The sequence below is a fragment of the Nocardiopsis sp. iso_186 genome (assembly GCF_056173365.1).
This window is the reverse complement of sequence record NZ_CM149670.1, coordinates 4,833,876-4,847,178: the sequence shown is the minus strand read 5'-3', so window position 1 is coordinate 4,847,178 and position 13,303 is coordinate 4,833,876. Positions and strand designations below refer to the sequence as shown.

The 13,303-nt window shown below is 68.8% G+C and carries 1 protein-coding gene (running past both ends of the window); it reads right to left on the bottom strand.

The whole window is internal to an ADP-ribosyltransferase gene (locus AC0VYP_RS21065; protein WP_475471420.1) on the bottom strand: the coding sequence, 52,887 nt in all, runs 19,395 nt past the left edge and 20,189 nt past the right edge, and what appears here is coding positions 20,190-33,492 — codons 6,730 (partial) to 11,164 (complete); the first complete codon in reading order (the gene reads right to left) occupies window positions 13,300-13,302. The start codon and the stop codon both lie outside this window.

Genomic DNA, 13,303 nt, shown 5'->3' with positions numbered 1-13,303 from the left:
GGATTTCCGTTGGGCCTCCTGTGTCTCCTGGACCTGCTCGGGGGAAGCGGCGGGGCGCGCCTCCAATTCGTCGGCTCGCCTTTCCAGCTCCGCCTGGTCGGTGAAGGAGCGGATCAGGTTCGCGGTGCGGTGCTCCCGCTCGATCTGTGCCCCTTCCTGCTCGACCCGGTCGGCCTCCGTGGTCAGCCAGTCGGCCTCGTTGAAGAAACCGGTCGTGCGGGAGTCCTCCGCCCAGGACCTGAGTTCCACCACCTGGTGGCGGCGTGCGTCGGCGAAGGCCCGGTGGTCCAGGACGGCCAGCCGCTCCTTCTCGGGAAGACTGTTCAAGAACGGAGGAAGCCCCAAGTGTCCGGCTGGGGGAGGCGTGGTGCCGAGTACCTCTGCGCGCTGGCGGGCCGCGTGGCGGTACCTCTCCCACTGCCGTTCGAGCAGTTTCTCCGGCGGGGCCGGCCGGGTGGCGATCCCGTCGCGGAGGGTGATGGGTGCTGCTTCGTCGGTTTCGTCGGTGTTTCCGATCTTTGCGCGCAGGGCCTCGATCTCGTGGCGGATACGGGCCAGATCCACGCCGCGCCGTTCCATCGCGCCCAGGGTGGGAAACTCGATGTAGCCGGGGGGACGCGGAGGGTCAGACGTTTCGGTGGTGTCGGGCGTTTCGGTGGTGTCGGGCGTTTCGGGCGCAACCGGCGGAGCGGCGCTGTAGAGGGGGGGCGGGTCGGGCAGCCGAACCGGCAGCCCCGTAACCGGGTCGAGGGAACCGTCAAGGACCGCCGGAGGGTAATGATCCCCCATGGCGTGCAGCCCAAGGGTTCCCGGAGCGGTACCGGTGAACAGGGAGTGCGCCATTACCTGGGCATAGGCATCCATGGCTCCTCGGCTCGCGTGGATCCTGCCCTCCACGAACCCCAGGTTCTCCTGGACGACGTGGGTGCGCCATTGGCCGAGGGCCTCCGGCTGGCCCGCGGTGTCGTTGACGGCGAACATCTGTTCCGTCCAGTACCTCTGCTGTTCCACTAGAACGTCGAGGAGGTCGCTCTGCTGCTCCCAGAGCGAACGGATGGCGGTGTGGTCGCCGGAGTCGATGCCGGCTGCCTCCGCCAGTCGCCTGACGTTGTCGGCCATCGCGTCCCGCGTTTTCTGCGCCTTTCTACGGTCCGCTTCGCTCTTCTCCGCAAGGCGCTTGGCCTCGTCGCGCAGTTCCTTTGCCTTCTGGGTTTCCTCCCTGATCCGCTCCCGGAGCCTGTCCTCCCGTTCTGCCGAGGAGGGAATCGGTGTCGTCGGCCGTTCGTCCAGCGCGCGCTCCATGGCGTCGGCACGGGCGTTCTCCAGCGCGGCCTCGGCACGCAGGCTTCTCACCTGGTCACGGAGCTGGGGGTAGAGCATCCTCAGGTGATCGGTGTGCGCGGACGGTGTGGAGGCCTGCATGACCTCGCCGAACGCCCTGTCGGCGCGGTCCGCGAGTTCTCGTGCCTCTTCGTCGAGGGCGCGAGCCCGCTCACGCGTCTCCTGGACGGTCGAGGGCGTGTAACGCTCCTCGGGGGTGGGGGCCGTGACTGCCCCCTCCTCACCGCTTCGAACGGTGGAAAGGCCGGCGAGTTCCTTCCGGAGGTCGGTGAGTTCCTGCCGGAGGTCGGTGCGGGTCTGCTTGTGGACCCGCGCCTGCTGGAAGGCTTCCTGCGAGTCCCACAGGTGCCGATCGGCGGAATAGATCAGCTGGTCCACCTGAGAGCCGGAGGTTGCCAGCGTGGCACCGGGACCGGTCACTGCTGCGCTCAGCCGGTTGACCTCCGTCCAGGCGTCGGTCGTCCTCTGGAACAGGGAGTTCCGGTCACCGAGCCCCGACAGGGTGTTGGACAACCCGACGGCGGTCAGCGCCGCGCGTTGTGCATCCAGTTCGTGGAGTTCGCGGGAGATCTGAGCAGCCTCGATGTGGGCGTCGCGCGCGGAGGGGAGAAGTGTGCTCAGCCGAGGGTCGCCCAGAGCTGATTCCGTCGCGTGGTAGCCGAGCAGCTCGGCGAGCCTGTGGGCGGACTCGCGGAACGTCTGCGGGAGCGCCTGCTCGGTCGGTGCGGATCCCCCGTCTTCCGTTCCGGTCCGCTGGGCCTGCGCGGAGGTGTCCACGAGGTGGTGGGCGTAGGCCCGGAGGGCGTTCGCGCCCAGCTCCCAGGCTTCCGCCAGGTCCCGGTGGCTCACCAACGGGGTCGCGAATGTGTCCGCTGCTGCGAGGTTCCTGGAAAGGAGGCCGTCGAGTTCCGGGAGAAGGTCCCTCGCTCTGTCCGTACTAGTGGTCGAGACCTGGGACAGGGCCTCGGTGATCCGACCCACCAGCGCGTCTGCGTCGCGGAGCACGGAGAAGGCCGGGTGGAGGTCGGTCTGCCGCCCGGCAGCGATCCCGGCGTCGTCGTTCCCGACGGAGTCCTGGGCCCTGAAGAAGTCGTCCGGGTTCTCGGGGCCGGGGAGGAGCCAGGGTGCTTCCCAATCCTCGCCCTCGAAGTCGGAATCGGTAACAAAGTTTTCCGTGTCCTGCTCGATGGTGACCGGGAAGACGAAAGGCGTATCCGCGCTGGTGGACGGAGCGTCGATCCCTTGCGTATCGGATGTGGCCCGCGGCACGGACACGCCGTGATCACCGGTAACGGTCTCGGTCGGCAAGGGAAGGAGGAGCCGCTCGGGCGTGCTCCGGTCGCTCCAGGTGCCGCCGTGCTCCGTGTAGGCGCGGCGGACATCGACGAGGTCGGTGGTGGCGACACGGGTCTCGATCTGCGCGCGGGCGGTCTCTTCGCGCGCGAGCCGGGTCCCGGTGGCACTGCCCTGCGCGTCGTCCAGACGCGCTCGGGCGAGGTCGGCCTCCGCGTAAGCGGCGTCCAGGCGCAGTTGCGCGGCAACGGCCCGGGACCCGAGGTAAGCCGGATCGTCGGGGGAGATCGCGAAGTTGTTGCGGAAGTTTTCGAGATCGGTCTCGTAGCGCATCGCCCGTGCCTGGGCGGCCGCCACCCGCGAACGGGCCTCCTCCACCGGGGTGACGGGACGCTCGGCCGACGTCTGGGTCGGTGTTCCGTCAACCGGGAGGGACTGCTCGATCCGGGCCGTGTAGACCGTCAGGTCGAACGGACCGGCCGGGCCCGAGTCGGCCCGCATATTGCCGTGCTCGTCCATGGTGAGCCCGTACGGGTCGGGCCGCCAGCCGTCCGGCTTGGTCCAGTGGTTGGGGACGATCTCCGCCTCGATCAGCCAGGACTTCATCCCGTAGGGGTCGGGGCGCCTGCTGACGGAGTGGAACAGGATGGTGTAGTCGCGCTTGCCCAACACCTCCTGCTCGTCCTGGCCGTTGCGGACGGTCTTTTCGGCGTTGAGCGCCGGGTAGCCCTCGGGGACGCGCAGGACCGTGTAGATACGGCGGTTGGTGTAGGTGGGGTCCACGCGTGTTGACGCGGACATGTAGCCGGGTTCGGTGTGCGTCCTGCCGACGAGGCCGAGCATGCCCTGCTCGTCGTTGACGCTCACGCCGAGACGGGCCGCGAAGTCGGGGTTGTATCCCCGGTAGAGGACGGCCGGCTCCGGCAGGGAGGAGGCGGCGATGGCCGAGTCGATGGCGCGTACGGCTGTGGCAAGCGACCGGGTCGGGGAAGCAGGCGGATTTTGCAGGGCCTTGTTCACTAAGTCGCTGCCCTCGGCCCGGTACCACCGGACGTACGCGGTCTGGTCGTTCGTCAGCGGTGGAACGGGGAAGTCGTCCCGCAGCCACGCGTTGCCCTCGGTCCCGGAGAAGGGGGCCCGTCCGGAGCGCATTCCCTGGGCGCCGTGCGGTGGGCTCCACGGTTCGGGCGGGGCGTTCCACACTGTCAGGGGGCGGTCGGTGTCGGCGTCGGTCAGGGAGAGGTTGACCTGGTTGGTCGGGTCGTCGCGCCAGGTTCGGACGATGGCGTCGTGGTCGGGGGTGGTGGTGTCCCCGGTGGTCTGGCTGTTGGTGGTTTCCCCGCTGGTGGTTTGGGCGGGTGTGGTGTCGGTGGTCTGGCCGGGTGTGGGTGTGGGTGTGGGGATGAGTGTGGTGGTGGGGGTGTTGTCGGGGGTGTAGGTGCCGCCTTCTTGTCGGTAGGCGGTGTGTGCGGTGTCGAGGTCGTTTTGGGCGGTGCGGGTTTCTGCGGCCGCGCGTTCGGTGATTGTTTTGGCGCGGTTTTGTGCGAGGGGGGTGTCGTTGTGGGCGTCGAGGGTTTCTGCGTGGGCGAGGCGGGTTTGTGCGTGGGCGGCGTCCAGGCGTAGTTGTGCGGCTACGACCATGGAGCCGAGGTAGCCCAGGTCGGTGTAGAAGAGGCCGCGGTCGATGCGGGTGTTTTCCAGGGTGGTTTCGTAGCGGACCACGGCGAAGTTGGCTGCGGCCACCTCGCGCTGCGCTGCCTCGATGGGGGAACGGCCGGTGGTGGCGGGGTCGATACCCGGGGTGGGGGTGGGGCCGGTGTGGGTGAGCGCGGTGTAGATGGACGGCCCGGCGTAGGTGGCGGAGCTTTCCCCGGTGTTCGACGAGAAGAGGGCGTTGAACGCGGAGTCCCTGGAACGTTGGGCATCCCACGAACCCTTGACCTGGGCGAAGAAGATTTCTTTATCTTCGTATTTTCTGAGTTGTCTGCTTTTTCCGGTGTTGTCGAGGATGGCGTTCGGGTAGAAATTTTTGCTTTGAGAGAGTCTTTGGAAAGTTTTAGTTTGGTAGGCGTCGAAGATTCTCTGAACTATTTGACTGCTGGTTTTTTTGAGGATGGGAGCAGCGTTTTTGAGTTGTTTGATCTGGGCGGGATTGAGGGCGGTCGGGGTTTCTGTGCTGGGAGTGGGGAGGAGGGGGCGGAGTCCAGGGGCGGCGTGCCAGTCTTTTGCGATCTTTTCGAGGAATGTGGTTTTCTCGGCGGAGCTTTGAAGTGATTTTTGGTTTCCGTTTCCTTCGAGGTCGGCTCTCGGTTGAAAATTTTTAACTTTGGCGAGTTGTAGGAGGGCGCCGTTTTTGTGGGCGTCGAAGATTTTTTGGATGGTTCTGTCGGCGACGTGTTTGAGGATGGGAGCGGCGTTTTTGAGTTGTTTGATCTGGGCGGGATTGAGGGCGGTCGGGGTTTCTGTGCTGGGGGCGGTCGGGGTTTCTGTGCTGGGAGTTGGGAGGAGGGTGCGGAGGGTGGGGTTGCCGCGCCAGTCTGCTGTGACCTTGTCGAGGAACGCGGTTTTCTCGCCGGTTGTGGTGAGTCGTTTTTTGTTTCCGTTTCCTTCGGGATCGACTATCGGGTAGAAGGTCTGGTCTTCGGCGAGTTGCTTGAGGGTGTTGTTTTTGTAAGCGTTGAAGATTTTCTGGATGGGCTTTTCGGTGACGTGTTTTAGGAGGGGTGTGGAGTTTTTGAGTTGTCGGATTTTGGCAGGATTGAGGGTGCTCGGGGTTTCTGTGCTGGAAGTGGTGAGGATGGTTTGGGTGTGGGGGTTGTTTTCCCAGGTGGTGAGGAGTGCGCGGGTGAGGCGGGTGCCTGGGTTGGTGGTGTGGGTGTAGGTGTGCCAGGCGTCGTAGACCTGGGCGGGGGTGGGGTTGTGGTCGGTGGCTGCGTCGAGGAGTTGGTGGGCTTGGGTGGTGGTGAGGTGGGGGGGTGCGTCGGGTGTGGTGGTGCGGTGGTCGGGGTTGGCGCCGTGGGTGGTGAGGATGGTTCGGGTGGTGGGGTTGTTTTCCCAGGTGGTGAAGGTTTCTTCGAGCCAGGCGCGTTTGTCGCCGTAGGTGGGGTTGGGGGTGGCCGTCCAGTGGAGGGTGTCGAGGTTTTGTTTTGGTGGGTGGAAGTTGTGGTTGGTGAGGGTGTGGGGGGTGTGGCCTTGGTGGTGGTGTTGGTAGAGGGCCCAGGCGGTGTCGAGGTCGGTGGGGGTGTTGGGGGGCAGGGTGAAGCTGTTGTGGGTGAGGGCGGCGGTTTCTTGGGGGGTGAAGGGGTGGGGTGGTGCGGTGTAGAGGGGTTGGGTGGCGCGGGTTTTGCCCTTGTCGGGGCGCGGGGTGGGGGCGGCGGCCTCGTTATCGGAGGAGTCGGAGAGGGTGTCGTTGGTGGGGTTGGTGGTTGGTTCGGGGGTGGTGGTGTCGTGGGTGGTGAGTGTGGTGGGGGCGGGGTGGGTGAGGTAGGTGTCGGTGGGGTTGAAGCCGGTGCCGGTGGCGAAGGTGGCCCAGGCGGTGTCGGTGGTGGTGAGGGTGGGGTCGATGCCGAAGCCGGGGTCGAAGCCGGTGTTGAGGTCGGTGGTGATGTCGTGGGCGAGGGTGGCCCAGTCCATGGAGTCGTCGGGGGTGAGCCAGGACATGTCGTCGGTGTCCATGGCGTGGGTGTAGTCGGTGGTGGGGCCGGGGTCGTCGGTGAGGAAGGAGGGCAGGGGGAGGTCGTCGTTGGTGGGTGAGGCGAGGTCGAGGGTGTCGAGGTCGTAGTAGGCGGGGTCGCCGTAGGTGATGGTGTCGGGGTCGGACCAGTTGACGTTCATGGCGTCGGGGTCGCTGGTGTCGTCGTTCGGGCTGGGGGCGGGGGCTGGGGAGTCCTGCCCGGGGTCGGAGTCGGTCCTGAACGGTGCCGGTGCCGGTGCCGGCGCCTGCGTCGTCGGTGCGGTGGCGGTCGATCCGGTTGGGTCGGTGGTGATGCCCAGGGTGGTGAGTCGGTCGAGGGCGGGTTGGAGCAGTCCGGCGTTGTGCCAGGTGTTCCAGATGGTGGTGAGCGCGGTTTCGCGTTGTGCGGGGGTGTGGTCGCGGCTGGGGTTGGATCCTTCGCTGACGTGGGTCAGGCTTTGGCCGCGGACGTGGTGGTCGTAGTAGGCGGTGAGGGCGGAGGCGGGGTCCCACCCGGCGGCGTCAACGGGGACGGTGAGACCGCTGAACACCTTGCCCAGGTACGTGGTGAGAATCGAGGCCGCGCTCCGTGGGGCGTCCCCGTTCCCGTGGATGTCGAGTCCGTCGAGGAGACTGCCCAGCTCGTTCACGGTGAGGTCGGCGATGCGGTGGGGGGCGGTGTAGGGCATGGGGCCGCCGACGCCGTCCACCGGACGCTCCAGGGCGGGGCGAAGGAGGTTTCCGATTACGTCGAGGTGGTGCTTGCGCAGGCCGTAGACGGGAGTGTTCGCCCCGCCGCCCATGATGTTGTTGCGGGCCCCGTCCACGCGTGAGGAACCGGCCCGGGTGCGGAACACGCTGCCGCCGGCCAGGTCCTTGGCGCTCTCCCGGTAGTTGTTGACGAACCCGAATGCCCGGTGCAGGGCTTCGTGGGCCAGCACCCCGGCTGTCGCGTCCACCGCCCAGTTGCCGGAGTTGCTCCGAGGGACTCCCCCCTTCGCGTCGGACGGGAGCCAGGTGACTCCTCCGCGCGTGGCCCCGGTGTCGGTGTCGGCGTCCAGGACGCGGAAGTGCAGCTGCGGGCCGGGCGTGCCGTCCGCGTTCGACAGGCGGTGCCGGAAGTTGACGACCGTGTCGAGGGCCTGCTGAGTCTTCGCCAGGGCTTGGCGGCTTTGCTCGGCGACGTATTGCTGGACGTCCGCGGGATTCGGCGCCTTCTTGTTCGCCTTCGTGGACAAGGCGGTGGCGGCCTTGGCGAGCTTGTCGGTGTCGAAGCGCAGACGCATCGTCACCTCCGCCACGTGCGTGGGAGGCGCCGTCGCCGGGTTTTGCGTGCCCCCCCCACCCGTAGCGGTCCGGGCCGGGGAGACAGGGACGAGCTGTACGTCGATGCTGGTGGAGTTCGCGTACGTCTCGAGCCTCGCGGGGTAGAAACCCTCCGAACCTTCACCAGGTTGCCCGGGAATCGTGACGGGAACCTCGTCGTCCTTCTTCAGTTCCGTGTCGAGGGGCCGCGCCACCACGGTGGTCCGCTTGGGGTCGCGGAAGGAGACGTTGACGCCGGACGTCCCTGATGTCCTGTCCACCCCGATCGTGGTCACCGGCACGGTGCTGCGGTTGCCCTCCCACTGCCCGACCGTGACGAGATCGGAGTGCACAGGGGCAGGAGGACTCGAAAGGCCCGCGGTCAGCTCGGACAGCCGGGCCAGCGAGACCGGGGTGACCCGTGCCGGTGGCGGGGTCCGTCGGCTGCCGGTCCGCTCCGTCCGGTCGCCTTCCGTGCCCTGCCTCCCGTTGTCCCGGGCTTTCCGGTCCTGTTCCTTGCGCTCCTGGTCGAGTTCTCGGGCGAGTTGGGACTCCCCGGATTCGGTCAGCCCGAACCAGGCGAGGATCTCGGGTGCGGCGTCCTCGTGGGTTTGTGCGCCGAACCGGTGCGGAACACGGCTCCATTCCAGGTCGGCGTGTGCCGGCGGGCCGTCGGGGCCCGGGTCGGTGATCTCCACCCGCAGACGCAGGACCGGGGAGGGCCCCAGCGGCTGTCGTTGGTCGTTGGGAGCCGCGTCGCGCAACGTGTACGGCAGGTTATGGGTCGTGCCGTGGGAGTCGGTGACGGTGCGGCCCTTGTTGATGGTGTCTTCGAAGGAACGCACGAGGGCCTGCTCGGCTTTCGCCACGGACTCGGCCTCGGAGGACCAGGGGAGCCGGCGTCGAAGACGCAGCACCACCTCGACCGCGTCAACGGTACGGCCGTTGTCCGTGGTGGTGGTGCGGTTCCACTCCAGACGCGGATGCCGCGTCTTCTCTGGGGAACCCGGGTTCGCCTCAAGCTGTCGTATGGAGGCCCCGAAGGAGGTGGAGTCGTCCCCCACTGTGAATCTCTTTACCTGACCGGGTTCACTGCCGAATGCGGTGAGAAGCCGATCGGGAATCGGTGCGGAATTGCGGGCGGGGTTGACCAGGGAGTCCCATGCCTGTTCCGTGAGTGGTCTCCGGTGCCCGAATTGAGAGATAAACGATTCCAGGACAGGGCGCAGTGCGCCGTTTTCGCGCAGGTGGTCGGTCAGCGCGAGCGTGGATTGTTCCTCAGCGGGCGAGTCGAAAACGGAATCGAATGAACGGTTCCTTTGGTGGAGCTGGTAGTAGTTCTCGAGATATCCGAGTACCTCGTCCATTGAAATGGTTCCAGGGATGTTCTCCCTGACGAGGGAGACGTACCGAGGGGGCGTGAACCCGCTTTCGTTTTCCAGTGCGGACAGTGCGGACCACAGACTGTTTTCGGCTTCGGAGGCCCTGTCCGTGCTCTCGGGGGAGGCCGGAGATGCGGGGGCGTCCGGGGACGGGGCGTCCGCCTCGGCACGGGAGGCGACGGGGGCCGTCGAGGACTCCGGGATGGAGGGCAGGGGGGGCCTGCCGGTTCGCCCCCGGCCGGTGCCCGGCCCCTGGTCGGTCCCGGTGCCCGGCCCCTGGTCGGTCCCGGTGCCCGGCCCCTGGTCGGTCCCGGTGCCCGGCCCCTGGTCGGTCCCGGTGCCGGGGAAACCGTTGCGGGCCCGTTCGTGGGCGTCGTGCCACGCGGCGAACTTCTCCTCGAAGTCCGTTCGCGCGTCGGTGAAGACGGCCTCCTGGAGGTCGTAGTCCTCACGCGCCCGCCGGCTGTCGGGGGCGGCGGCGAGTTCGGCGACGAGCGGCACCAACCGGGCGCGCTCCTCGTAGTAGGCCTTCTCCGCCTCGGCCAGTTCCTCCTGGGCCGTGGCGACCCTGTCCCACGCCTCGGCGTCGGTCCGCTCGCCGTCGAGGAGGCCGAGGGAGCGCGCGTCGTCCTCGCTGATCCACGAGGTCACGAACGACTCCGCCGTGGCCATCCCGTGCCCGGTGGCCCGGCCCATCCCGGCGACCTCGCGGTGCGGGCGCTCGGCGGCGACCGCCCATGTGGTGGGCACCGATACCAGGTAGGAGCGCTTGGAGCCGGACGCCCGGGAGTCGGTGGGCGCGCTGTCGGTGCGCTCGTCGGTGCGTCCGGCCGAGGTGGAGGCCTCGGTGGTCGGCCCGACGTGGCCGCCCAGGGCGACACCGTGCTCGGGGGTGCTGCTCGGCGGGTCGCCGATCCACCCGGCCGGGCGTACCGGCAAGGAGGCCCCTACGGCGGAGGACCGGGTGGTGTTCTCGGACCGGCTGGTGCTGGGGCTGGTCGAGTCGCGCAGGGCGGAGTCCACCGCGACGTCGATGACGGTGGCGCGGCGGGTGTCGGGGAACGCGCCGAGGGTCCACTTGGTGCGCCCGGCGTTGACCATGGAGCTGCCGTCGCCGGAGGCCGCGTCCACGAGGAGGACCTTCAGCGAGTCCTCGTTGACACCGGAGGCGACGGGGTCGTTGGCGGGGTCGAGCTTGGCCTTGTCCACCAGGAAGGCTTTGGCGGAGGCGACGGCAGCGGGTGTGAGCGGTCCGGTGTGGCGCCAACCGTTCGCGGTGGCCAGGGCGGCGTAGGAGGCGTCCAGGACTCGGCGGCCGCCGTCCTGGACGGTGAGGGGGGCGATGTGCGCGGCGGGAGGCGGCTCCGCCTCCCCCAGCACGCCCTCCCGCCACGCGCGGACGGCTCCGTCGAGTCGCGCGGGGGCGTCGTGCCGTTGGGGCGCGGGGGCGTCGGGGATGGCCGCGGTGTCGGAGTCGGGGACGAGGTAGCCGGAGAAGAAGGCTTCCTTGACGGTGGAGTGGTCGCCCTCGACGGTGAAGCGGTGCCTGCCGTACTCCACGGTCAGCCGGATGTGCGCCGGGGTCTCGACGATGCCGTAGGGCCCGGTCAGCTCCGTGGTCCACGACGGGGAGGACGTCTCGCTCTCCGTCAGGGCGGTCGTCTCGGACGAGGACGCGTTGACGCCGGGAGCCGGCCCGACGCTGGTGAAGCGGTTCGGGTCGAGTTCGTCGGGGAGGTCCTTGGGCCGCCCTCTCCCGGGGGTGGGGGTGGGGATCATCGGCATGATCTCGGCGCGGGTGCCGGTGGTCGTGGTGGAGCTGTTCGTGGTGCCCGAGGACGCGCTGAGGGAGTTCTCGTGCTCGGTGAGCGCCTTGCCGCCCAGCTGGACCACCCGGGCGGGGCCGCGGACGGTCTCCACCGTCACCGAGCCCTCGCGCGTCTGGTTGCGCAGTTCGGCCCGTGAGGACAGGCGGCTCGTCTGGGCCTCCAGTCGGATGGGAACCGAGGTCGGGGTGCCGCGCGTGGTCAGGTGGGCGCTGATCTCGCGCAGGAGCGCTTCGCGGCTGCGGCCGGTCAGCACGTAGTTGTCCCGGCGGAGCCGGTCGGCCAGTCGGCCGCCGGCCGACGGCGGGGTGCCGGGTGCGCTCCCGCCGAGGGCGTCGGGGACCCGGGGAGAGGTCCCCAGGTGCTGGCCCTGGCCCTCGAACCCGGGGCGCACCCGGTAGTTCCGGGCGTCGAGCCGGGGGTTGTCCTGGGGGCCGACCCTGTCGTTGTGGTAACGGTCGTTGACCAGGCCCTGGTGGTAGAGGGAGTGCAGCGGGGCGTAGCCGAACTCGGCGTTCTCGATGGTGGTCTGCAGGCCCCGGTAGTCCCCGCTCCTGGGTGCGCGGGGGACGTTCACCGCCAGGTCCAGGTCGCGGCGGATCTCCGCGGACTGCGTCAGGAGCAGGTCGGCGGTGTAGGGCCGGACCCCGCCCTGCGGGGTGAAACTGGTCTTGCTGGTGAAGGCCGCGTTCCGCGGGGCCGAGGTCCCCGTGGTCCACGCCTTGCTCAGGAAGTTCCAGACCAGTTGGGGTGCCGGGCGGTTCGCCTGGGTGGTCCGGAGCTTGCCCTTGTTGGGGTCGCTGTCGCTCTGGGCGTCCTTGAGCTCCTGGATGGAGGGGTTGGGGTTGCCGACCCCGCGCAGTTCGCCCTCGATGCCCCGCGTCCTGCTCGTCCCCTGGCTGATGGAGACGGTGGTGCTGTGCCCCGAGGTGGTCTTGAGGGTGGAGTCGGTGCGCGGGTCGTGGAAGACGACCCCGGTGCGTTCGGCGTGCAGGGCGGTGGTGTGCCGGCCGCTGTGCATGAAGTCGCGCATCCAGTTGCGCGACCGGTGCCCTGGTGCGGAGAACAGCTTCGCCGAGTTGGCGCTCAGGCCCTCGTTGGAGTAGTGGGTCGGGTAGAACCCGTGCCCGGCCCGGCTCTTGAGGAAGCGCTGGAGGCCGGGTGCGCTGTCCAGGATGGTGTGGAGGCGCTGGCGCAGCGTGGAGTCGCCGGCCCGGGTGCTGATCCCCTCGGTGAAGGTGGGGATGGTGTCCAGCGCCGCGGCCTCCGGCTGGCGGGCGTCGGCGACCGGGGGGTGCTCGCCGGCGATGATGTTCCTGACCTGGGCGGGGGTGAGGTCCAGTGACGTCCCCTGCTCCTGGTCGGGGCTCTGCGCGCGCGGCGGGGTCCCGGGTTCGGGGTGGTCGTTGGCGGGGCTCTCGATCTCCATGCGCCCCTGGAACCGCACGGGGTTGCCGGCTGCGTCGGTGAGCAGGTCCACCCGGTGGCCGTCGTACCCGGTGCGCTTTCCGGCTGCCTCGGCCCGCGCGTCGGGGCCGAGGTCGTCGGTCTTGCGGAACTTGCCCATCTCGGCGTGCAGGTCCAGGCCGTAACGCCAGACGTCGGTGTCGCCCTTGTCGGCGAACGCGGCCTCGGTGATGTCCTTGACCCCGGTCTCCAGGCCGGTGGTGGACACGGTCTTGTACTGGGCCTGCACGCCGCCGCCCGCCTGGAAACGGGCCATGGTGCGCGGGTCCTGGTGTTCCAGGTCGCGGAAGACGGCACGCACCCGGGCGGTCCAGGAGTGGGCGCTCTCGCGTTCCTCGATACGCCGCCGCCCAGTGGCGTCGGCTCCCGTGGTGGAGACGTGGTTCTTGGTGACCGTCCCGCCGAACTCCCGGTCACGGGGGGTCGCCGTCAACCGGACGGTGACCGTCTCCGGGGTGATCCACCCCTCCTTGCCGGGGTCGCGCCGGTTCAGGTTGCTCACGTCGGGGTTGACCAGGGCGGTGTCGATCAGGTCGATGTCGATGCCGTCGTTGATCCAGTCGGTGGGGCGTCTCATCAGGTTCGCCTCGGAGATCTGCTCCAAGACCTTGGCCGTGTTGTACAGCGCCACCGAGTGGTCGCGCTGGAAGCGCTTCTCCCGGGTGAAGAGCGCGTCCTCGCGGGAGGAGCCGTCGGGGCGCAGCGCGTAGTCGGCGTACGCGCGGGAGAGGTCGGGCACCACCATGCCCGGGTACTTGCGGGCGATCCCGTCGAGCACCTGCTGGGCGTAGGCCTCGAAGAGGGTGCGGGGCGCGGGGGCCTGCCCGTCGCCGTCGGCGGCGGGTGTGTCGTACTGGCTTCCGTCCGCCCAGGTGATGCCGCGGATCGGGGTCCCGCCGAAGTGGTCGGGGCGGTCGGGGCCCAGGTGGGGGTAGGCGGGGGTGTGGTCGGGTCGGGCCAGGGCGTCGCCCCGGTCGGCGTCGGGGGAGGCGAGCAGGCGCGCGTCGTTGACCCCC